The 23479-nt window shown below is 59.1% G+C and carries 19 protein-coding genes; 2 read left to right on the forward strand and 17 right to left on the reverse strand.

The features are described 5' to 3' along the window. Positions 1-3: 3 nt before the first annotated feature. The 5 genes from GRI43_RS12195 to GRI43_RS12215 form a co-directional block, all read right to left on the reverse strand. Positions 4-2544, reverse strand: coding sequence for an HWE histidine kinase domain-containing protein (locus tag GRI43_RS12195; protein ID WP_160731361.1), 2541 nt, complete (start codon positions 2542-2544; stop codon positions 4-6). Continuing rightward, positions 2541-3056 (reverse strand): biliverdin-producing heme oxygenase, encoded by a 516-nt coding sequence (locus GRI43_RS12200; RefSeq protein ID WP_160731362.1) that lies wholly within the window; start codon positions 3054-3056, stop codon positions 2541-2543. The genes GRI43_RS12195 and GRI43_RS12200 overlap by 4 nt, the downstream gene beginning before the upstream one ends. Before the next feature lie 170 nt (positions 3057-3226). Continuing rightward, entirely contained in the window at positions 3227-5065 is a 1839-nt protein-coding gene (locus GRI43_RS12205) for a DUF885 domain-containing protein (protein WP_160731363.1), read from the reverse strand. A 97-nt stretch (positions 5066-5162) separates the two neighbouring features. Continuing rightward, positions 5163-6158, reverse strand: coding sequence for a copper resistance protein B (locus GRI43_RS12210; RefSeq protein WP_160731364.1), 996 nt, complete (start codon positions 6156-6158; stop codon positions 5163-5165). Continuing rightward, positions 6155-7885 (reverse strand): copper resistance system multicopper oxidase, encoded by a 1731-nt coding sequence (locus GRI43_RS12215; protein WP_160731365.1) that lies wholly within the window; start codon positions 7883-7885, stop codon positions 6155-6157. Before GRI43_RS12215 ends, GRI43_RS12210 begins: the two co-directional genes overlap by 4 nt. A gap of 48 nt (positions 7886-7933) precedes the next feature. On the opposite strand from GRI43_RS12215, the gene GRI43_RS12220 reads away from it, so the two are divergent. Further along, positions 7934-8215, forward strand: a complete 282-nt coding sequence (locus tag GRI43_RS12220) for a metal-sensitive transcriptional regulator (RefSeq protein WP_160731366.1) — start codon at positions 7934-7936, stop codon at positions 8213-8215. 83 nt (positions 8216-8298) lie between these two features. On the opposite strand, the gene groL is transcribed toward GRI43_RS12220, so the two are convergent. The 12 genes from groL to GRI43_RS12275 all read right to left on the reverse strand — a co-directional run bounded on the left by groL (position 8299) and on the right by GRI43_RS12275 (position 18799). Beyond that, positions 8299-9951, reverse strand: coding sequence for a chaperonin GroEL (gene groL, locus GRI43_RS12225; protein WP_160731367.1), 1653 nt, complete (start codon positions 9949-9951; stop codon positions 8299-8301). Positions 9952-10004: 53 nt separating this feature from the next. Then, entirely contained in the window at positions 10005-10292 is a 288-nt protein-coding gene (gene groES / locus GRI43_RS12230; RefSeq protein WP_160731734.1) for a co-chaperone GroES, read from the reverse strand. A 194-nt stretch (positions 10293-10486) separates the two neighbouring features. Further along, positions 10487-11893, reverse strand: coding sequence for an MATE family efflux transporter (locus GRI43_RS12235; RefSeq protein ID WP_160731368.1), 1407 nt, complete (start codon positions 11891-11893; stop codon positions 10487-10489). Between the two features lie 111 nt (positions 11894-12004). Continuing rightward, positions 12005-14242, reverse strand: a complete 2238-nt coding sequence (locus GRI43_RS12240) for a DUF305 domain-containing protein (RefSeq protein ID WP_160731369.1) — start codon at positions 14240-14242, stop codon at positions 12005-12007. A 165-nt stretch (positions 14243-14407) separates the two neighbouring features. After that, entirely contained in the window at positions 14408-14782 is a 375-nt protein-coding gene (rplL, locus tag GRI43_RS12245; RefSeq protein WP_160731370.1) for a 50S ribosomal protein L7/L12, read from the reverse strand. Positions 14783-14853: 71 nt separating this feature from the next. Beyond that, positions 14854-15369, reverse strand: a complete 516-nt coding sequence (rplJ, locus tag GRI43_RS12250; protein ID WP_160731371.1) for a 50S ribosomal protein L10 — start codon at positions 15367-15369, stop codon at positions 14854-14856. Positions 15370-15780: 411 nt separating this feature from the next. Continuing rightward, positions 15781-16023 (reverse strand): hypothetical protein, encoded by a 243-nt coding sequence (locus GRI43_RS12255; protein WP_160731372.1) that lies wholly within the window; start codon positions 16021-16023, stop codon positions 15781-15783. Positions 16024-16173: 150 nt separating this feature from the next. Beyond that, positions 16174-16419, reverse strand: a complete 246-nt coding sequence (locus GRI43_RS12260; RefSeq protein ID WP_160731373.1) for a hypothetical protein — start codon at positions 16417-16419, stop codon at positions 16174-16176. A gap of 272 nt (positions 16420-16691) precedes the next feature. Then, entirely contained in the window at positions 16692-16946 is a 255-nt protein-coding gene (locus tag GRI43_RS12265) for a helix-turn-helix domain-containing protein (RefSeq protein ID WP_160731374.1), read from the reverse strand. Beyond that, positions 16946-17476, reverse strand: a complete 531-nt coding sequence (locus GRI43_RS12270; protein ID WP_160731375.1) for a DUF2975 domain-containing protein — start codon at positions 17474-17476, stop codon at positions 16946-16948. Before GRI43_RS12270 ends, GRI43_RS12265 begins: the two co-directional genes overlap by 1 nt. Before the next feature lie 22 nt (positions 17477-17498). Continuing rightward, complete coding sequence (locus tag GRI43_RS14035; RefSeq protein ID WP_268893600.1) at positions 17499-17627, reverse strand: hypothetical protein; 129 nt, start codon at positions 17625-17627, stop codon at positions 17499-17501. Positions 17628-17743: 116 nt separating this feature from the next. Next, positions 17744-18799: a 50S ribosomal protein L11 methyltransferase gene (locus GRI43_RS12275; RefSeq protein WP_160731376.1), complete on the reverse strand. Its 1056-nt coding sequence runs from the start codon at positions 18797-18799 to the stop codon at positions 17744-17746. A gap of 423 nt (positions 18800-19222) precedes the next feature. On the opposite strand from GRI43_RS12275, the gene rpoB reads away from it, so the two are divergent. Beyond that, positions 19223-23443 carry a DNA-directed RNA polymerase subunit beta gene (gene rpoB, locus GRI43_RS12280; RefSeq protein WP_160731377.1) on the forward strand — a complete coding sequence of 1407 codons (4221 nt, stop codon included), beginning with the start codon at positions 19223-19225 and terminating at the stop codon, positions 23441-23443. Positions 23444-23479: the final 36 nt, after the last annotated feature.

A 23479-nucleotide genomic window follows, 5' to 3' on the forward strand; every position in this document is an offset into this window, starting at 1 on the left:
TGCCTAAGCGAGCGCGTTGGCAGCTGCGACTGCGATTTGTTCGAGTGTGTAGGGTTTGACTACCAGCGGTATCGCCGAAAATTCCGGCGGTACGACATCGTCGCCGCCATAACCCGAAGCGAAAAAGAATGGCACATTCGTTTTCGTGAGCTGTTCGGCAATCGGCAGGCTGGTTTCCTGCCCAAGGTTGAAGTCAAGCATGGCCACATCGATTTTCTCGGATCGCATCATTTCGGCGGCCCGGTCAATGCTCGCTGCCAGCAGTACATTGTCTGCCCCCAGCTCGCGCAATTTGTCTTCCGCATCGAGTGCGATGATCATGCTATCTTCGACCAGCAGGACAGTCTTGCCCTTGAGCACATCTGCCGAGCCTGATGCGGGAGATTGCGGCATTGCAGCGCTGGCAACCGGTTCCTGCGCGACAATATGCCTTTCGGGAATGCAGAATTGTGCCTGCAAGCCGGAGGGCTTGTAATTGACATCGGCCTCTCCGCCCAGCTCGTGCGGGATGGAGCTTGATATTACGGTCGTTCCGAACCCCTTGCGCGATGGAGGTTCGACCATCGGGCCGCCGGCTTCCTTCCATGTGAAGTGCAAATGCCCGTCAGTGTCCACCGACCAATCGATATTGACCGATCCGCTGTCGCTCAGTGCGCCGTACTTGGCCGCATTGGTGGCCATTTCATGGATAACCAGCGCAACGATAGGCACGGCCTGTGGCTTGATCGAAACTGCCGGGCCCGACAGACGAACGCGGTCGCTACCCTTGGATAGATAGGCCGAAAATTCGACTTTCAGAATCTCTTTGAAGCTTGCGGGGACCCAGTTTTCTGCAGTCAGCAGGTCGTGCGCGTTGGCCAAAGCCTTGACCCTGCTTTCCAGTGTATCGACCACTTCGTCGATGGTCCCGCCTTCGCGCTTCGTTTGCGCCATAAGTGCCCGGATGAGCGCAAGGATATTGCGGACCCGGTGATTGAGTTCCGCGATCAGCAATTGCTGTTGCTCGGCCGCACGCTTGCGGTCTTCGTTCGCTTCTTCACTAAGATGCAGAACCACTTCGAGCAGCGTTGTACGCAGCGATTCAGCTGTGCGGACGTCAGATGGAGAGAACGGTTCCGAGGTTCCGCGGACCAGTTCGGACCATTCCTCGAAGCTCTTGCGCGGGGTCAGGCGAGGGCCGTCCTCGCCTTGTTCGACAGATTTGGCCTGATCGCCGGCCCAGCGCACGGAACGTAGTTTTTCCTCGCGGAACAGGATCAGATAATCGCGTGGGCGTCGTGAAATGGGGATCGACAGCATCCCGCCGAGTGGCGAGTTGGAACTGGCGAGCTCGGGCAAGAATTCGGCAATCCGGCTGGTGTGCTGGATCGTCTGGGCATCGCGGCGGTTCAGCGCATCGACCAGTTTCATGAACTGCGCCTTGGTCGGGGCCAGCCCGCTAAGCGCGGTCGTGCCTTCAACATGGACGCCTACGCCATCGCATTCGATAGCCCGGGGCAACAGTTCGCTCAGCCAGTCGGCATCTGCGAGCCGATCCTTGTCCTGCGCTGCTGCACTCATCAGCCGGTTCGACACATGGCGCGCCCTGCGTTCACTTTCCGAGATCTGCTCGCGAAGCTTGCTTTCGATCTGAAGCGAGAAAATCTGCCCGAACAGTTCTGCCGCGCTGCGTTCGGCAAAGCTGGGAAGCCTCGGGCTGTCATGGTGGCACACGATCATGCCCCATAATTTGCCATCGACCACGATTGAGACAGACAGCGACGCACCAACCCCCATGTTGCGCAAATATTCAAGGTGGATCGGCGACACTGCCCTGAACAAAGCGAGCGACAGGTCGAGCGGTTTTCCTTCGCCCGCGGGTTCGATAGGCACAGCTTCGCCCTGCACATCGGCGATGATCCGAAAGGTGTTTCGCAGATAGAGAGCGCGTGCCTGCTGCGGAATGTCGGTGGCGGGAAAATTGAGCCCGATATAACTATCGATGTCCGGTGCAAGCGATTGCGAGACCACTTCGCCGCTGCCGTCTTCTGCGAAGCGGTACATCATTACACGGTCGTAACTCATCAGCGAACGAAATTGGCGCGCGCCCTCTTTCAGCAGTGCCGAAACATCCTTGCAACTGCCGAGCCGGGTGAGCGAACTGCGCACCAGAGATGACACTTCGACCTGATCACCCTGCGCCGGTTCGCACTCCACGATCACTGCGTTGTCGGAAAAATGCACGGCGATGTCGTAGGGTTTGCCCCCGTCCACCAGCGGCACGTCGAACATCCGTTCAACCGCGTCTTTTGAACGGAGCAGAGCAATGCGCGAACGAATTTTGTCGATTGCCGATTTCTGGAGGAGACCGCTCAGCGGTTTTCCTGGCAGGTCAGCGGCTGCGACCCCAAGATGATCCAGCGTATTGGCTGCGCGCTGGACAATCCAGTCTGCGCTGGTGGCGATCAGGAATCCGATTGGCTGAATGCCGCCCGGGGTGTGGATCGGTTCACGATCGCAATTTGTAAGTCCGATCTTCTCGTCGGCGGGTAAAAGATTATTCATTCAGAAGATTCCGACTTGTGAGCAAGAGTTTGAAATGTCCGGAAAGCAGACTTGGCGCCCGTCAGCGCCCGGTCCAGCCATGCGGTTGGATGCTGCTGTGCCTGTTCGTCCAGCGCATCGCAAAAAGCGCGCCAGTTTCTGCCTGTTTCCGGAGTTGACGCAAGATAGGAACGCGGCGAGCCTGTGGGTATGCGCTGACAAAGTATCTGGCCGCCCAAGCGTGACCCTTCCAGCACATATTGGACCCCCCATGCGGCGGCATCATCATACTGTCTATCAGCGCTGCAAGGCGAGACATGGATTTCGCCTGACAAGGTTAGTAGATCGTCTGCGGCCATCGGCAGGCGCGGCTTCCACTCGCTCCATCCGGCATGTTGAAGCCCTGGTTCCAGCTCGGCCAGGGCGGCGCGGTGGACCGTCAGGAAGGCTGTGTAATCGGCGGGGTTGGCCAGATCGAACTTCTCAAATGCCAGTTCGGTCAGTTCATGTTCGGCCGAAGTTGCTTCGCGCAAGGCAAAGCGGGCCGACCGAGATTTCTCTCCGTCAACCTTTGGTCCACCATCAACCTCAGCTAGCAACCCGATACGCACAAATCCTCGACCCTGTCAGAACACTACGCTCCAGATCAGCATTAGTGCCTGAAATATTGCTGTTTAATGGACGCGGGCTGATGGATTCAGGTTTAGCCCGCCTGCATTTTCGCAACCCATTGGTCGACCCGCTTTTCCAGCAGGTCCAGCGGCACCGGGCCGCCGCCCAAAACCGTATCGTGGAAACCGCGAATGTCGAATTTGTCGCCCAGCGCCTGTTCCGCCTCTGCGCGCAGTTCCTGTATCTTGATCATGCCGATCTTATAGGCGGTCGCCTGTCCGGGCATGACGATATAGCGGCGCACTTCGGATTTCACCGCCGCTTCCGGGATGGGCGAATTGGCGAGGAAATAATCGACCGACTGCTGTTCGCTCCAACCTTTGGAGTGGATGCCGGTGTCCACCACCAGCCTGATCGCGCGCCACATTTCCGTCGTCAGGCGGCCAAAGTCAGAATACGGGTCCTTATAGGCGCCCATCTCCTTGGCCAGTTTCTCCGAATAGAGACCCCAGCCCTCTCCGAAGGCCGGAATATACCCGCCCTGCGCACGGAATTTCGGCACGCCAGTCAGTTCCTGTGCGATCGACAGTTGCATATGATGTCCGGGATTGCCTTCGTGATAGGCGATCACTTCGAGGCTGGGGATCGACATGGCGCGCATATCTGAAAGGTGCGCGTAATAAATGCCGGGGCGCGAGCCATCTGGTGTGCCCGGGCGGTAATGCTGGGCGGCACCATCCTGTTCGCGGAACGGCTCCACACGCCGGACCTCAAGCGGTGCCTTAGGCAGAATGCCGAAATAATCGGGCAGCCGGGTCTTGATGAAGGCAAGGTGTTCCTCAGCAGCGTCGATGTAATCCTGCGCGCCTTTGTCATCGTCGGAGAAATAGAACTGGTCGTCTTCCCGCATGAATGTGAAGAATGCCTGCAAGTCCCCATCGAAGCCGACCGCGTTCTTGATCGTTTCCATTTCGCCGCGAATGCGGGCTACTTCCGACAGGCCGATCTCGTGAATCTCGTCTGCAGTCAGCGATGTCGTGGTCATCTGGTTCAGGCGGAAATTGTAGAATTCCGCGCCGTCTGCCAGTTCGCTTACGCCTTTCGCTTCTGCATCGGCGTTCTCTTTGTCTTCGGTGAACCAGTCGATCACCCGCTGATAGGCAGGCTGCAAGTCCTGCGTCAGTGCAGTGCGGGCCTGTTCACGCAGTTCGTCCGCGCGGGTTTCGGTGATGGTACCGTCCTCGACCAGCTTGGCGAGGTGGCCTTCGCTGGCAGTCCAGAGCGCGGATGCCTCGCCATTGCCAAACGGCGCGCCGCTGGTGATCTTGCGGGATTCGGCAATCACCGCGTCGTAGGAGAACTGCGGCGGGCGCGTGCCTGCTGCGGCATTGCTTTGCGCCCTGACCAGCAATTGGTCGATCGCTGTGCCGATACCGGAAATCCGGGAAATGAACGCGGTCATGTCGGCTTCGCTATCGACCCGGTGCTGGCTGATCAGGAAGCTGGGCAGGGCGGAATGCGCGCCGTTCATCTGGTGGAGAATGTAGGCCTGATTGCGGAAATCTGCCGCCTGCTCGACCTGATCCTTGCGGAATTGCCACATATCCCACGAAAGCTTAGCGTCATCGGACAGTTCGTCGTAATCGAAATTCGCTTCCATTTCGGCGGTGGTGTCTTGCCACCAATCGAGCTGCCGCTGTTCCGCCTCGACGCTCAGATCGTCGATCTTGTCATAGTCGGTTTTCAGCCCAAGCGATGTCTGGCGCAGCGGGCTGAAGGCGAGTTCTTCCTCGAATTTGGTGTCGAACCATAGGTTGATGCATTCCGTTTCGCTCGCGGCTGAACATTCGAATGGCGCGGGCGCAGCGTTCAGCTGCCCGCAGCTCACAACGGCGGTGGATGCCAGCAATACGGCTAGAATACGGGTCATCGGCTTGGTCCTCTCGGGAATTGGATTCGCTCTCCGCAGCAGCATGGGGCAGCCGGGCTAAAAAGAACAGAGGCGGCGGCCAGACGGCTCCGCGAAATCAGAACCAGGCGCGGATGCCGGCAAGGAAAGCCAGCCCGTCCGTGCCGCGGCCTTGGGCGCGGGCAATGTCGGCGGTTTCGCCCAGCGACGTTTCATAGCCCACGCCGATATAGGGCGCGAATTCCCGCGTGATTTCATAGCGCAAGCGGAGCCCGGTTTCGAGTTTCGTCAGTCCCGCGCCCAGATCACGCTCGGGAATATCCTGCGCTGCCAGTTCCAGTTCGGCGCGCGGTTGCAGGATCAGCTGCTGTGTTATCTTCTGATCGTATTCCCCTTCGCCCCGTGCCGTCAGATCGCCGCGGTCGGACAGGAACAGAGCCGCATCGACGTGCCACATGTAAGGGGCAAGGCCCTGGACGCCGAGAACCAGATGGCTGCGGGTTTCAGGTTCCAAATCAAGCTTCGCGCCCGTTTGAAGATCGAAGAAAGGGCCGATCGCCCGGCTGTAAAGCAGCTGGATTTCGGCATCTTCGACAGATACGCCAAGCTCGCCTTCACCTTCCGACTTGATGAAAACGCGGTTCAGATCGCCGCCGTACCAGCCCTGGATATCCCACAACATTGCACCTTCGCCGCTGACGATGCGGGCTTCCAGCCGTTCGACCATCAGCACACCGGTGGTCATCCCGCCATTTTCGCGTGCCAGCTGCGTGCGCGACCCTGCCATGGCCCGTTCGCCCCAGATCGCATCGGCCGCATGGCGCGGCCCGTCGAACGCGCGGGCGGGCGGCGGCGCGGACGGCGCGGGAGCAGCATCATGGTTCATCTGGCCGTGCTTCATAACGCCGTGGGTTTCTGCCGGTTTCTGCTCGGCATTTTGTCGATGATCCATCGATCTGTGATCCATTGAACCTTGATCCGGCGTGCTTTTTTCGTCCGTGGTCGATGGTTGCGCAGCGCCATTGCTCTGACGTGCGCCGTGACTTTGATGATCCTGCGCAGCCAGAGGGGCGGCCCCGCTCAGCAGGATGGCGGCAGCGGCGATCCGCATCATGCGTCCCCCGGGAACGGGCGAACGGTGACAACCTGCATCATGCCGGCGTGCATGTGGTATAATAAATGGCAATGGAACGCCCAGTCGCCCGGCTCATCCGCAGTCAGATCGAATGTCGCGCTGCTGCCTGGCTGAACGATCACCGTGTGTTTGCGCGGCTGGTGCATGTTGTGCTCGCCGCCATTCACCAATTCAAAGAAATGCCCGTGGAGATGGATCGGATGCGCCATCATCGTATCGTTGACGAGCTTCACCCGGACCCGTTCGTCATAACCGAAGCGGATCGGGTCCTCTGACACGGAGGTGAATTTCTTCCCGTCGAATGACCACATATAGCGTTCCATATTGCCGGTAAGATGGATTTCCATCTCACGCTCCGGCATCCGGTGCGGGTTCATCTTCTTCGACTTCAGATCGGTGTAGCGCAGCACCCGGTGCGGCACATTGTCGAGGCCGAGGCCGGGGTAATCCATCCGGTCCACCGGCATCGGGCTGATCATGTCGACTCCCGGGCCGCCCTTTACATCTGGTGGCACCAGCCTCTTGTCGCGCATCGAATGGTTCAAGCTGCCATGATCCATGCCCGAATGATCCATCGAGCCCATATCCATTCCCATGCCCATATCGGCCATGGTCAGCGTGGGCACTTCGCGCAGCGGCGGGGGGCTGGCGCGGCGACCGGGATGTGAAGTCAGGCTGGCAACGCCCATTCCGCTGCGATCCATCGATTCTGCCACAATGGCATGGCTGCCGGCGGGCGGAGTGACCACGACATCGTAAGTTTCCGCAACGCCGATCTGCAATTCATCGACCATCACATCGGCCACGTCCTGCCCATCGGCCTGAATGACCGTCATCGGGACGCCGGGGATGCGCATATTGAAGAACGTCATCGCGCTGCCATTGATGATGCGCAGGCGGACTTTTTCGCCCGGCTGGAACAGGTATTCCAGATTGTCGGCCGGACCGTGACCGTTGATCAGATAGGTGTAGGTCGATGCCGTGACGTCGGCGATATCGCGCGGGTTCATTCGCATTTTGCCCCACATTCGGCGCTGCTCGCCCGAGAGGTCGCCTTCCGACGCGGTCATCATCGAACGGTTGAAGTAATGTTCGCCAACCTTCAGCTTGCGCATGATTTCATGCGGATGCATCGGGGTGAATTCGCTAAGCAGGACGACATAGTCGCGGTCGTATGCGCTGTCTGAACCGTCCTTTGCCTCGATCACGATCGGGCCGTAATGTCCCATCTGTTCCTGCAGACCGGAATGGCTGTGCCACCAGTATGTGCCAGCCTGACGGATGGGAAACTCATAGGTGAATGTTTCGCCCGGTTTGATCCCGGGAAAGCTAACGCCGGGCACGCCGTCGAACTGAAACGGCAGCAGCAGGCCGTGCCAGTGGATCGAGCTGTACTCATCCAGATTGTTGGTCACGTGCAGGCGCAAATCCTGCCCTTCGCGAAGGCGGATCAGCGGGCCCGGGATCATTCCGTCCACGGCAACCGCATGGCCGCTGCGACCCCCGGTGGCGAAATGCGCGTTGCCGATCGAGAGGTTGATATCCTCGCCCGAATAGGTGCCGAACCCTTTCCTGGCTTCGCGTATGGAGCCGCCCTTTGCCCATACCGGGCAGGGCAGCGCGGAAGCCGCGGCCAATGCGGCGGTGCTGGTGATCAGCCCTCTTCTCGAAAGCAGGGGGGTGGCAGGCTTGAAGACTTGCGACATGCAGGTCTATATATACCCCTATAGGGTATTTGAAAGGGTCAGAATTCAATGCCAGATTCTCAGTCTGCAGACGCGAAATCGAACGTCAACCGGCTAAACCGCATTGCCGGCCAGGTTAAGGGCATCGGCCGGATGATCGAAGATGATCGGTACTGTATCGACGTGCTTACCCAGATCGCAGCGGTCAAGGCGGCGCTGGGGAAAGTCGAAAGCGCGGTGCTGAAACAGCACGCTGCCTGCTGCGTGGCTGAGGCAATCGCGAGCGGTGATGAACAAGAGCAGCGCCAGAAATTTATCGAACTGGTGGATCTGATCGAGAAGCGGCGCTGATATAATGCTGCCTTGACAGAAAAGGCCCGGCGGATCGCTCCGCCGGGCCTTTCTTTTCGGTAAGACCGGATGGTTTTGGAGGCTTAGAAGCCGCCCATACCGCCCATGCCGCCCATGCCGCCCATATCGGGCATGCCAGGTCCGGCGTCCTTGTCTTCCGGAGCGTCGGTGATCGCCGCTTCGGTGGTGATCAGCAGGCCGGCAACCGAAGCTGCGTCCTGCAGCGCAGTGCGAACAACCTTGGTCGGGTCGATTACACCGGCTTTCACCAGGTCTTCATAGGTGTCGGTTGCAGCGTTGAAGCCCTGCGTCTCGTCGTTTTCGCGCAGCAGATTGCCCGAAACAACCGCGCCGTCATGGCCAGCGTTCGATGCGATCTGGCGGATCGGTGCGAGGATCGCCTTGCGGATGATGTCGATACCGCGGGTCTGGTCGTCGTTTTCGCCTTTCAGGCCGTCCAGCGCCTTGGTCGCGTAAAGCAGTGCAGTACCGCCGCCCGGGACGATGCCTTCTTCAACAGCAGCGCGGGTAGCGTGGAGCGCGTCATCGACACGATCCTTGCGTTCCTTCACTTCGACTTCGGAAGCGCCGCCGACCTTGATCACGGCAACACCGCCAGCGAGTTTCGCCAGACGTTCCTGCAGCTTTTCCTTGTCGTAGTCGGAAGTGGTGGCTTCCATCTGCGCCTTGATTTCACCGACACGGGCCTGAATCTCTTCAGCCGAACCAGCACCGTCGACGATGGTGGTGTTATCCTTGTCGATGGTGACGCGCTTGGCTTCACCGAGCATGCCCAGCGTGACGTTCTCGAGCTTGATGCCGAGATCTTCGCTGATCATTTCGCCCTTCGACAGGATCGCGATGTCCTGCAGCATGGCTTTCCGGCGATCGCCGAAACCTGGTGCCTTGACCGCAGCAACTTTCAGGCCGCCGCGCAGCTTGTTGACCACGAGGGTCGCCAGCGCTTCGCCTTCGATGTCTTCTGCGATGATCAGCAGAGGACGGCCCGACTGCATGGCAGCTTCGAGAACCGGCAGCATGTCCTTGAGGCTCGAAAGCTTTTTCTCGTGGATGAGAATGTAAGGGTTTTCGAGTTCAACCGACATCTTGTCAGGGTTGGTGATGAAGTAAGGCGACAGGTAACCGCGGTCGAACTGCATGCCTTCGACAACGTCGAGTTCAAACTCGAGGCCCTTGGCTTCTTCGACGGTGATTACGCCTTCCTTGCCGACCTTTTCCATGGCTTCAGCGATTTTCTCGCCGACTTCACGGTCGCCGTTGGCAGAAATGACGCCAACCTGAGCGATCTCTTCGCTGCCCGAAACGTCTTTCGAACGGCTCTGAAGGCTTTCGGTTACGCGGGCTACCGCGGTGTCGATGCCGCGCTTCAGATCCATCGGGTTCATGCCCGCAGCAACTGCGGTCATGCCTTCGCGGATAATCGCCTGGCCCAGAACTGTTGCAGTGGTGGTGCCGTCACCGGCGAGGTCGTTGGTCTTCGACGCAACTTCCTTCAGCATCTGCGCGCCCATGTTCTCGAACTTGTCTTTCAGTTCGATTTCCTTGGCGACGGTGACGCCGTCCTTGGTGATACGGGGTGCGCCGAAGCTCTTGTCGATTACAACGTTACGGCCTTTCGGGCCGAGCGTTACTTTAACGGCGTTTGCGAGCGTATCTACGCCCTTGAGGATGCCTTCGCGGGCATCGCGGCCGAACTTTACGTCCTTGGCTGCCATTGGTGTTTCTCCTGATTAGGTGTGAATTGAAAACAAGCGTGCGCAGTGGCGGATCAGGAAATGATCCCCATGATGTCGCTTTCTTTCATGATGATCAGATCTTCGCCGTCGACCTTGACTTCGGTGCCCGACCATTTGCCGAACAACACGCGGTCGCCAGCCTTGACGTCGAGTGCGATGCGATCGCCATCGTCGTCACGCGCGCCGTCGCCAACGGCAACGATTTCGCCTTCGCTGGGCTTTTCCTGTGCGCTGTCGGGGATGATGATCCCGCCTGCAGTCTTCTGATCGGCTTCGATCCGGCGTACGAGTACGCGGTCGTGTAGCGGACGAAATGCCATAGTGATGACCTCTTCGTTAGAGTGGTTGAAAAGTTGGGTTGGCACTCTCACCATGAGAGTGCCAGCGAGGTGCAAATGGGGATGCGCCTATGGAGAGTCAACAGGCCCGGCGATGAAAAAGTTTCGCGTTTTTCGCTGCGGTGTGGCCTGTGTCAGCCAGCCTGTAGCAGCACGCCCGGTTCTGATTGCTTGGCTTACTCGGCTTTTGCTGGGCGCGTGGTCAGACCGATCCGGTCGCGCAGCAGCCAGCGCCAGATCAGAAACAGCGCAGCAACTGCAAGACCGGTGGCAAGCCCGATCCAGACCCCTGTTCCGCCAAGCGGGGTGAGGAAGCCGAGATATAGCGACACGCCGATCCCCGGCACCCAGTATGAAAAAATCGCGATCCACATCGGGATGCGGGTATCCTGCAATCCGCGCAACGCCCCGGCGGCGACCGCCTGCAGGCCGTCCACCAACTGAAAAGCAGCGGCGATGACCAGGTATCGCAGCGCAAACCCGACCAGCACCGCGTTCTTGGCCGCTTCGGGATCGATATAGATATGCAGCAGCGTGCGCGGCATGAAGATCATCGCAGAACACGAAAACGCCATGAAACCGGTTCCGACGAAAATCGCGGACCATCCGGCGCGGCCCATGCCTTCGCGGTCGCGTGCGCCATAGAAATAGCCGACCCGAATGGTCGCCGCCTGCCCGACACCGAACGGCACCTGGAACGCCAGTGCCGCAATCTGCAAGGCGACCGTATGCGCTGCCAATTGCGCAGTGCCGATATTGCCCATCAGAAACGCCGCTGCCCCGAAGATTCCCGCCTCGGCCGTGATCGTCAGCGCAATCGGCGTGCCGATTTTCACAATCGCCCGGAACCGTTCCCAGTCGGGCACCCACCAGCGGCCAAAGATATGATACCGGTGCATCAGCGGGTCCAGGCGGATCGCGATGACATAGGCGGCAAGCGTCACCAGCGACGTGATGATCGTTGCCACCGCAGCGCCCGTCAGCCCCATTTCCGGCGCGCCGAAATTGCCGAAGATAAAGGCATAGTTTGCCAGCGCGTTCACCCCGATGCCGCCAGCGGTGATGAGCGTCGCAAAGATCGGACGGCCAAGCGCGGATACAAAATTGCGCAGCACATTGTTCAGCACCATCGGGATCATCGACCAGATGATGACGGTCATATAGGCGCTCGACATCGCGATAATCTCGCTCTGCTGGCCGGTAATGCGGGAGAGCGGACCAATGCCGAGGCAAATGATCATACCCGCCGCGCCGCTTATCACCGACAGCCACAGCGCCATGCGGGTCGCACGCCGCACCGGGCGCAGGGCCGGGGCGCGTTCGCCCAGATCGGCGGCGATGACCGGGGCGACCGCACCCGTCAGGCCGGATAGTGCCCATAGGACCAGACCGAACAGCGCAATCGCCAGCGCCGAAGCTGCCAAAGGTGCTTCTCCGAGCCGGGCAATGAAGATCACATCGATTGCGTAGGTTAGCATCTGAAGCAGATTGGCGAGCGCGAGCGGCCAGCTAAGCCGAAGGGTGGCTGCCAGCTCTGTACGCCAAGGGGTTGCCCCTGCGGAATGGACGTAGGCCTGCGTCATAAAGCCGGTCCGGATAGGCCCGGGGAGTGGCAGTTGAAAGGCTGATGCGAAAAGCCGCGCCGCTTTCAGCAAGCGGCGCGGCTATCACGCAACAGCAGTCCCCGCGGGCAGTCAGCCGCCCTTGCGGCTGTCTTCGACCCTTCGGGCGATATCATCCGGCCATGTCACCGGCAGCTGTGTTTGCGGGTTGAAGGTTTCACCCTGATCGGCGGCTTCTGCGGCGGCGATTTCCTCTGCGCTCAGAAATTCGCTCGGTTCCAGCGCAAAGACGTCGAGCCCGCGGGTGATTTCGGTGCCGTAAATGCGGCCCTTGTACCAATAGGCTGACCAGTATCCGCCGGTCACAAGCTGATCTTCGTCGATGGGCCCGCGGTCGAAATAGGCGATTTCAAACGGATTTTGCGCATCGGTGAAATCGATCACGCTGATGCCGCCCTGATACCAGGCCTGCACGAAGATATCGCGGCCCGGCACCGGGATGATGGAACCGTTGTGCGCGACGCAGTTTTCCTTGTCCCCTTGCGGTGCCGGCAGCTTGTAAAGGCTGCGGAATTCAAGCTGCCCGTCGACTATCTCGTAAATCGCGTTCGCGCCCCAGTTGCGCGGGTCGGTTGCCTGGCACCGCGGGCGTCCGCCGCCGCCCCATTCATCGGTGAACAGCACCTTTGTCCCGTCATTGTTGAACGTGGCCGAATGCCAATAGGCAAAGCCCTTGTCGGTCACTTCGTCGATCCGCTTCGGCGCGCGCGGATCGGTGATGTCGAAAATGATGCCGTTACCCGAACACGCGCCCGCCGCGAGGTTGAGCGAAGGGAAAACGGTGATGTCGTGGCAATGGTTGGTTGAATTGGTTTCCTGCGTGTCTTCGCCGTGATCGCCGCCCTGCCACAGTCCGGCGAGGCGGCCGGTTTCCGGATCGGCGAACACGGCGGGACTATCGACGATGCGTGACCGCGAAGGATCGGCCAACGGGATTTCGATCACATCGATACGGAACAATGCGGTCCGGTCATCGCCGGGCACATCGCCGATGCAGCCGGCCAGTTCCTTCTCGTCGCGAATACGCGAGGTGCCGGAATTGTAGACGATCAGCGCATCATCGGTTTGCGACACAACCGAATGGGTGTGCGATCCGCGGCAGGTCTGGACCTGGCCCACCTGAACCGGATTGGTCAGGTCAGAAATGTCGAACACGCGCAGGCCGCGAAAGCGTTCTTCGCTGACCTTTTCGGTAACTCCCTGAAGCCCGCAATCAACGCGGGCGCGGGTGTCCTGCACACTCATCAGCAACAGATCGCCGACAATGGAAACGTCACCCTGCCCGCCCGGGCAGACGACCGAGCTGACGAGGCCGGGCGTTCCATCTTCGCCAAGCTTGTAGATGTTGAACCCGTGATAGCTGCCGGCAACCAGCAGATCCCCGCTGAACGCCATGTCGGTGTTGGCAAAATCGAGCAGAGGCCCGCGTTTCGCAAATTGCGGTTTGTCATCCTCACTGTCGCGCGGATCGGCAGAGGCCGCTTCTGCGTCGCTCTCTGCAACTTCGGTGCCGGCGTCTCCCTCAGTTTCGTCCTTCTTGATTTCCGGACGCAGTTCGCCCGGATTGGCCGGGTCGAAGAAGCCGACAGGTTTGGGCAGGGTCGCCACTTTCCGCAGGTTCAGAATTGCCTCACCAGCATCGGTCAGTCCTGCAGCCAGCGTCGCACGCGGATCATCGGACAGGCTGGCGAGAATTGCGTTCATCCGCTCGATCTCGGTGTTCTGGTCGTTCTTCACATCATCGGTGAATTCCAGGAACACCGGATCCGACGCGGTGCCCGGCTGTTCGATCAGGTCATCCACCATTTCAACCGCACCCTTGTGGTGGGCTATCATCAGCTCGAGGAACAGGCGATCGAAATTGGTGCCGGTGGATGCAGCCAGTTGCTTCATCTGTTCAGGCGTCGCCATGCCCATCATGCCCATATGCGCGGCGTGGCCCATGCCCTCCATACGCAGCGGTTCGTCCTTTTCAGCGAGCCAGTCGGTCATGAATTTCATTTCGTCTTTCTGGCTGGCATCAATGCGCCCGCCCAGTGCGACAATTTCTTCCTTGCTGGTGCGCTCTGCGATCAGCGCCGCCATTTCAACGGCTTGCTGGTGGTGTACGATCATGCCCTGCATGAACATCACGTCGGCAGGGGCGTATGCGGTGGAAGCAAGGGCGGTCGCCTGCTCAGCGGTCAGGCGCTGGGTCGGCTGGCCGGGCGCGCCCGGCTTCACGATCGGTGCATCCTGCGCGGTGGCAGCGGTCCCGGCAATCATGGCGGCGGCAGCGACGGCAGTGTAGAAACGGCATTTGGCGAGCATGTGCGATAGTCCCCTGATTTGACTGTTCGCAGTGCTGGCCCAGATTAGCAGGCATGCCAAGTGCAGTTTGCAGCAATAGGAAGACTGCTCATAGAAAAAGGGCGGCGCCAGTACGGCACCGCCCTTCCTCGGTGATCCTGAGCGGATCGAAGCGTAAGCGTTGGCTTACTTGAGTTCGACGGTACCGCCGGCTGCTTCGATCTTGCCCTTGATTTCTTCGGCTTCTGCCTTGTTCACGCCTTCCTTGAGTGGCTTAGGCGCGCCTTCGACGAGGCCCTTTGCTTCGGTCAGGCCCAGGCCAGTGATGGCGCGAACTTCTTTGATGACCTGGATTTTCTTGCCACCGTCGCCGGTGAGAATGACGTCGAATTCGTCTTTCTCTTCAGCAGCAGGTGCGTCGCCGCCAGCAGCTGGGCCAGCAACAGCAACTGCAGCAGCGGCGCTAACGCCCCACTCTTCTTCCAGTGCCTTGGCGAGGTCAGCTGCCTCGAGGACAGTCAGTTTCGAAAGTTCTTCAACAAGCTTGGCGATATCGGCCATGATGCTTTACTCCAATTAGATGACTTGGCGGGGCAAAAAGCGCCCCAAAATTGTTTCGCTTGAATAACCGCTTACGCTGCTTCTTTGGCGCCGTAGGCACCGAAGACGCGAGCAAGCTTGTTGGCCGGTGCGTTAACAACCTGAGCGATTTTCGTCGCCGGTGCGTTAACCAGACCAATAATCGTACCACGCAGTTCGTCGAGGCTTGGCATCGAGGCGAGTGCCTTGATTCCAGCTTCGTCGAGCATTTGTCCGCCCATCGAGCCGCCGACAATTTCAAGTTTGTCGTTCGACTTGGCGAATTCCACCGCAGCCTTGGCCGCCGCGACCGGATCTTCGGAATATCCGAGAGCGGTCGGACCGGAGAGCAATTCCTCCAGGCCTTCGTACTGGGTGTCTTTCAGGGCAAGCGCGGCAAGACGGTTCTTCGCAACCTTGTAGGACGCCCCTGCATCACGCATTTTTCCGCGCAGATCAGTGGACTGTGCCACCGACAGGCCGAGATTGCGGGTTACAACAACCACGCCAACCTCGTTGAAAACTGCATTCAGCTCGGCGACCGCGTCGGATTTCTGCGAACGATCCATGCCTTACTCCTTCACTATGGCCGCACGTACACCCGAAAGCGCGCGAGCGACCGGCTCACATTTGCCCATGCCGCAAACCGACATGGGTTAAAGGTCCGTTGATGGGGAAGGAGGGTGCGCCAATATCCAAATATCGGAGTGAGGCGCGAATGCGGCGCATGGCCACATAAAAATTCTCTGTCCCCGTCTAGGCTGGAAATTAAGAAGGCCAGATTGCCTTCACCAACTGTCTCGGACGGATGTTCACTGGACCCGTCAGCCCAGCGAACGGGCCGGCATCTAGCGCAGTTGCATCAGGAGTCAACCGAATTGCGCGTAGAAAGAGGCTGGCCCATCGAGAAAGAGTCCGGCCCATAAAGAAAAGGCCCGCCGTTCGCACGGCAGGCCTTTTCAGAAGATATGCAGACGCAATTACATGTCGTCGGCTTTGTCCTCGAGAGCTTCTGCTTCTGCTTCGAGAGCAGCAGCTTCGCCGGCGTTGCCAGCGTCTTCAGCCACTTCAGCCTGAGCTTCGAGAGCTTCAGCTTTTTCGTCGATGACTTCAGCCTGAGCTTCAACGACATCGTCCATTTCTTCGCCAACTTCTTCAGCCGGGCCGTCACAAGCGGTCAGGGCGAATGCAAGCGGAGCTGCAACCAGTAGAATCTTTTTCATGTTTATTCCCCTCGATAGAAATACTCGGGACACGGGCTATCGAAACCACAGTGCCCAAAACCTTGTAATCTGGAAACATACAGGCCCGCCAGGTTTCCCGGCAGGCCTGCAGTTTTGTGCCGGACCGGTCAAACCAGTCCGGCAATGCAATTACATTTCGTCAGCCTGGTCTTCCAGAGCTTCAGCTTCAGCTTCAACAGCTTCGGCACCAGCTTCGTCGCCAGCGTCTTCCATTTCGTCAGCCTGAGCTTCGAGAGCTTCAGCCTGTTCGTCGATTACGTCGCCAGCGGCTTCAACTTTTGCTTCCGCTACGTCTTCTGCTTCTTCTTCAGCGGTACCGCCACAAGCGGTCAGTGCGAAAGCCAATGGCATAGCGACAAGTGCAAGTTTCTTCATAATAATTCCCCTTCAAAACCCAGTCATTTGACTCACCGGTCGGCGCAACATCCCGTTAACGGGCCGAGAGTCAATGGCCAGTGAAAAATATCCAAAGCGCCAATTGGTAAACGGCCGCGCGACTTGAGTATTCGCCGTCCATTTTCCTTTCGGATCAGGCTACCAACCACCCGCCAGCGCATCGGTTCCAGAAGATTGGCGAAAATGTGGCAAGATGGCTCGCGAGTACCTGAATTAAGGGGGTGGTGGGGCCAAGACCTCGGGCCAGTACCTCAGGCGGCTGGCTCAACCCCGGCTTGATAAGCCAGCAGATCGCCCGGCTGGCAGCCCAATTCGCGGCAGATCGCCTCAAGCGTGGAAAAACGGATGGCTTTTGCCTTGCCGGTTTTCAGGATCGACAGGTTTGCGAGGGTCAGGCCGACTCGCTCCGCCAGTTCGGTCAGCGTCATGCGGCGTTCGTGGAGCAGGTCATCCAGTTTGACCAAGATCATGCCGCCTTCGCCGGCTGCGTTGTTTGCGGGGGGCATCAGACGGTTCCTTCCAGTTCTTCGCGCATGGCCGAGCCCTGACGGAATACCCGTGCAAGGATGAACAGGACGATTGCCAGCAAGACGCCGGTTGCCGACAGTTCGATATCCAGCTGGATTTCTTGCTCCGGGAACTGTGTTTGCAGATAGGCGACGGCCATCATCATGGGAATTGCGGCCACCTGGAATACAGCGGCGATCCAGCCCATTTTCTCAAGCCGGTCAGCGTTTTCGTCCACGAACGGGTCGCCTTGGCCGACCGTGTCGATGATCTTGCCGAGATAGCGGAAGAACATGAAGGCGGCAGCCATTACTGCTGCGCCGAGCGTCAGAAGGCCGGTGATGGTGGCCAGGACAAGTGGCAGGTTGGCGGCGTTCCCATCCAGCGCTTCTGCCACGTGTTTGTAGCTGAAGAGGAATGCAGGAATCGTAAGTACCAGCACCACCGCAACAAGCAGCAGCAGCGCGCTGACGAGGGTGGTGACAATCTTGCCAGCTGCGAGCAGCGGGTCATTCGGGCGGGCGGCCATGGGCGGTTCCTTTCTTCGAACGTCAGGCGAGTATAGGTGCCATCAGCGCGGCGGCCTGTGCACTGGGAACGGAAATAACCGGTATCCAGGTGATTGCGACGATCACCAGCGCAGCGATTGCGGCGGTGGCATGTTGAGTGAATTGCGTCATTTGTCGATCTCCAATATGCTCGATATCGAAAATCAATAAGGGCAATCAGATTTATTGTCAATCAATAATATCGAAAAACAATATGCCCCGTTCCGCTTTGCAATATGCGACTGGCGCTAGTTCCGGTGCCAAACCGTCAATTGGTGCCCGCCAAACCAGCCCCCGACTTCGATTTTTGCCTCTATCTCAGACCTGTCTATTTCCGGCCCATCCTCTGTTCCGGCAAGCGGGCTGAAGCGCACCGGCCAGTGAAGCGCACGGGCGGGGCCGGGCGCGTTCTCGTACGATATCCCGTCCGTCAGCCTGAGGCGTATCCATTGCGCGATACCGTTTGCCTGTTCGCCACCGCTGGCTAGCGCAAGCGCCGCCTCGCCGGTCTGGGGAATTTCGGCATCTGAGTAAAATTCGAATGTGAACAGGTTCCCGGTCTCGCCAATCTGTTTCAGTTTCGGGTGGGCGTTATGCACCGGGCGTGTTGGTGCGACATGCCGGTTGAACAGCGACAGGTCGAACCCCTCCACTTCGCCTATCGGTGTGCGCTTGCCGGTCAATTCGCACAGAGACACCCTGATGTCGGCGCCCTCCGGCAAGAACACCGCGCCGGGCCGGCACAGCCGCGTCCGGACATCCTCCAGTGCGGGAAGCATGCCTTCTCCGATCAGATCGTCTGACACTATCTCCGAGATCACCAGATCCGCGCCTCCTGCCAGATCAGCGTCCTTGTCGAGTTCCGCCGAATTGCGACCGATAATCGTGATTTGATCGGATAAGCCGTTCGCAGCGACAATTTCGCGCGCGGTTGCGGCCAGCATCGGGTTCATTTCGCAGGCGACCACCGATTTCGCGCCCGCACGGGCGGCCATCATTGCGAGCAATCCAGACCCTGTGCCGACATCGAGTACATTCTTGCCGGGCGCGAGCCGTTCGATAGCCGCACGATAGGCTGCATTTCGCGGTTCGTCCGCCAGCATCCCGCGATGAAAGCCATCAACTTTGTGGCTGCTAATCATTCTGGAGAGCGCGCGAACACGCGAATCGCCCGGATCGGCGTTCATGGCCCTTGCTATCAGGGAGAGTGCCAGTTCCCCCTGTTCGCTCGAAGCCAGTTTCTGACCGAGCGCAACATAGCCAGCCGGGTCGTGCAGCGGGTGTGCGGATTTCTTGCCGTCCATTGCCCCTTTTCCGGTAAAACCGGCTGCGATTGCAAGCCGTCCTGGTGTTTTTAATGGTTTTTGCCGCAAACCAGCCAGACTGTGCGCACCATAAACTGGTCCCGGCCTGATCCATTCGGCTTGCCAGCCCCGGGCTCCCAGAATCGGTCGGCCAGACTCGGTTTGACAGTGCGGCGAGCCATTCCTATATGGCTGGCAACCGCACGCTTCGAGCGCGACGGGCCTTTGCGCGGAGGCCAGTCCAAGAACGGAAGCGGCGATTCCATATTCGCGACGCTTTTATTGAGCTGCAGCTGTACCGGGAACGGTACGATTCGCTGCGGCTTTTCCGCGTCCTGATTGGAAGTGTCCATCCGCGCAGACACAAACAGATCACCCGCCAACGCGTAGGCGGGATCACTTTATAAGAGGCAAGCACCCTCCATGGCGACCAAGGCAAGCAGCACCGGAGCGAAAAAACGGCTCAGGAAAACAGGTGCCAACACCGGCACTGCAAAGCGGCGCATCCGCAAGATTTTCGGCGACATTCACGAAGTCGTGAAGATGCCTAACCTGATCGAAGTGCAGCGTGAGAGCTACGAACAGTTCCTCCGCTCCGATCCTTCGATCGATTACGTTTCGGGTCTTGAGAAGACCCTGCGCAGCGTATTTCCGATCCGTGACTTTGCCGGCACTGCCGAGCTTGATTTCGTGCATTACGAACTTGAGCCGCCGAAATACGACACAACCGAATGCCGCCAGCGCGGTATCACTTATGCGGCCCCGATGAAGGTCACGCTGCGCCTGATCGTATTCGAAGTCGACCAGGAAACCGAAACCCGCTCCGTGCTCGATATCAAGGAGCAGGACGTGTATATGGGCGACATGCCGCTCATGACCGGGAACGGCACGTTCATCATCAATGGCACCGAGCGCGTTATCGTGTCGCAGATGCACCGTTCGCCGGGTGTTCTGTTCGACCATGACCGCGGCAAGACCCATTCTTCGGGCAAGTTGCTGTTTGCTGCCCGCGTCATTCCATATCGCGGTTCGTGGCTCGATTTCGAATTCGACGCCAAGGACATCGTCAACGTTCGTATCGACCGCAAGCGCAAGCTGCCTGTCACGTCGCTGCTTTATGCACTCGGCCTCGACAGCGAAGGTATCCTCGATCACTTCTACGACACCGTCACCTGGGAACGCGTCTCGGGCAAGAAGGGCGATGGCTGGAAAATGCCGTTCGTTCCGGAACAGTGGCGCAATGCGAAGCCTGCCTTCGCCCTGGTCGACGCAAAGACCGGCGAAGAAGTGTTCGCAGCCAACCAGAAGATCAGCCCGCGCGCAGCCAACAAAGCTGCCAAGGACGGCCTGACCGAACTGTTGATCCCGACTGAAGAAGTCTTCGCGCGCTATTCCGCACGTGACCTGATCGACGAGAAAACCGGCCGTATCTATATCGAGGCTGGCGACGAATTTTCGGCAGAAAACCTCGAAGTGCTCGACGCTGCTGGCATCGACCGCCTCGAACTGCTCGACATCGACGAGATCAATACTGGTCCGTGGATCCGCAATACTCTAGCCGTCGACAAGGCCGAGAACCGCGACGAAGGTCTGGAAGCGATCTACAAGGTCATGCGTCCGGGCGAACCGCCAACCAAGGAAACCGCAGAAGCCCTGTTCGAAGGCCTGTTCTTTGACAGCGAACGCTACGACCTTTCCGCCGTTGGCCGCGTAAAGCTCAACATGCGTCTTGAACTGGACGCGGAAGACACCGTGACCACCCTGCGCAAGGAAGACATCCTCGCCGTGGTCAAGGAGATGGTGAACCTGAAAGACGGCAAGGGCGAGGTCGATGATATCGATAACCTCGGCAACCGCCGTGTCCGTTCGGTTGGCGAGCTGCTGGAAAACCAGTACCGCGTCGGCCTGCTGCGCATGGAACGCGCAGTGAAGGAACGCATGAGCAGCGTCGATGTGTCGACTGTAATGCCGAACGACCTGATCAACGCGAAGCCGGCTGTTGCAGCGGTACGCGAATTCTTCGGCTCCTCGCAGCTGTCGCAGTTCATGGACCAGACCAACCCGCTGTCGGAAGTCACCCACAAACGCCGTGTGTCGGCGCTTGGGCCGGGCGGTCTTACCCGTGAGCGCGCAGGCTTCGAAGTCCGCGACGTTCACCCGACGCACTATGGCCGTATCTGCCCGATTGAAACGCCGGAAGGCCCGAACATCGGTCTGATCAACAGCCTCGCCTCGTTCAGCCGCGTCAACAAATACGGCTTCATTGAAACGCCTTACCGTGCGGTCAAGGACGGCAAGGTTACCGGTGAAGTAAACTACCTGTCGGCCATGGAAGAGCAGAAGCACGCGGTTGCGCAGGCTTCGGCAGAACTGAACGAAGACGGCACATTTGTCGAAGAACTCGTTTCGGCCCGTCAGGCTGGCGAATTCGTGATGCTGCCGAACGACCAGATCACGCTGATGGACGTTTCGCCCAAGCAGCTTGTTTCGGTTGCCGCCTCGCTCATCCCGTTCCTGGAAAACGATGACGCCAACCGCGCATTGATGGGATCGAACATGCAGCGTCAGGCTGTGCCGCTGGTGAAGGCCGAAGCGCCTTTCGTCGGCACCGGCATGGAAGAAACCGTGGCCCGCGATTCCGGCGCTGCGATTTCCGCAACGCGCGGCGGTATCGTCGACCAGGTCGATGCGACCCGTATCGTGATCCGTGCAATCGGCGATGTCGAACCCGGCCAGTCGGGCGTCGACATCTACACGCTGCAGAAATTCCAGCGCTCGAACCAGAACACCTGCATCAACCAGCGTCCGCTGGTTAAGGTTGGTGAAGTGATCGAAGCCGGCGACATTATCGCTGATGGTCCATCGACCGACATTGGTGAGCTGGCGCTGGGCAAGAACAGCCTCGTCGCGTTCATGCCGTGGAATGGTTACAACTACGAAGATAGTATCCTGATCAGCGAACGTATCGTGAAGGATGACGTGTTCACCTCGATCCATATCGAGGAATTCGAAGTCATGGCCCGCGATACGAAGCTTGGCCCTGAAGACATCACCCGCGATATTCCGAATGTCGGCGAGGAAGCCCTGCGCAACCTCGACGAAGCCGGTATCGTTTACATCGGTGCAGAAGTGCACCCGGGTGACATTCTTGCAGGCAAGATCACGCCGAAGGGCGAAAGCCCGATGACGCCGGAAGAAAAACTCCTCCGCGCCATCTTCGGTGAAAAGGCTTCTGACGTTCGCGATACCTCGCTGCGTCTGCCGCCTGGTGTTGCCGGTACTGTTGTCGAAGTCCGCGTGTTCAACCGCCACGGTATCGAAATCGATGACCGTACGCGTGCGATCCAGAACGAGGAAATCGAGCGTCTGCGCAAGGATAGCGAAGACGAACGCGCGATCCTCAACCGGGCAACCTACAACCGTCTGCACGACATGCTGGTTGGCGGCACCGCGTCCGCAGCGCCGAAAGGCGTCAAGAAGGGCAGCGAGATCACCGGCGAAATGCTCGACGGGATCGAGCGCCACGAATGGTTTAAGTTCGCGGTGGCCGATGATACCCGTCAGCAGCAGCTCGAAGCGATCAAGTCGCAATACGACGAAGCGATCAAGCGCATCGAAGAGAAGTTCGATGACCGGAAGGAAAAGCTTGAGCGCGGTGACGAACTCGCTCCGGGCGTGCTCAAGATGGTCAAGGTCTTCGTTGCCGTGAAGCGCAAGCTTCAGCCGGGCGACAAGATGGCAGGCCGCCACGGGAACAAGGGTGTTATTTCGCGGATCCTTCCGCAGGAAGACATGCCGTTCCTCGAAGACGGTACCCCTGTCGACCTCGTGCTCAACCCGCTCGGCGTGCCGTCGCGTATGAACGTCGGCCAGATCTTCGAAACCCACCTGGGCATGGCCGCACGCGGTCTTGGCCAGCAGGTTACGCGGGCTCTGGAAGATTGGAAGATGGCCAACCCGAATGCTGCAGAAGACTACGCCAAGGCGACCCCGCCTGACGCAGTGGTCGAGCGGCTGAAGGAAGCTTACGGCGAAGACTACGCTGACGAGATCGAAGCCCGCTCAACCGCGGAAATCGTCGAGCTCGCGGGTAATCTGACCAATGGCGTTCCGATGGGTACGCCGGTGTTCGATGGTGCGCGCGAAGCCGATGTCACCGCAATGCTTGAGAAAGCGGGTCTGCCCGGTTCGGGTCAGGTCACGCTGTTCGATGGCCGCACCGGTGACGCGTTCGACCGTAAGGTGACTGTGGGCTACATCTACATGCTCAAACTGCATCACCTTGTTGACGACAAGATCCACGCACGTTCGATCGGCCCGTACTCGCTTGTTACCCAGCAGCCGCTGGGTGGTAAGGCGCAGTTCGGTGGTCAGCGCTTCGGTGAGATGGAGGTCTGGGCACTCCAGGCCTACGGCGCGGCTTACACGCTGCAGGAAATGCTCACCGTCAAGTCGGATGACGTGATCGGACGGACCAAGGTTTACGAAGCGATCGTCAAGGGTGACGACACCTTCGAAGCGGGTATTCCGGAGAGCTTCAACGTTCTCGTCAAGGAAATGCGCAGCCTGGGTCTCAATGTCGAATTGTCTTCGCTCACCGAAGGTGACGAGGATGACGACGGCATGAAGATCGCCGCAGAATAAGCCGATAGGAAATTGACCCTGACCCCCTCTAGCGGG

The organism is Pontixanthobacter luteolus (assembly GCF_009828095.1).
GTDB classification, from domain to species: domain Bacteria; phylum Pseudomonadota; class Alphaproteobacteria; order Sphingomonadales; family Sphingomonadaceae; genus Pontixanthobacter; species Pontixanthobacter luteolus.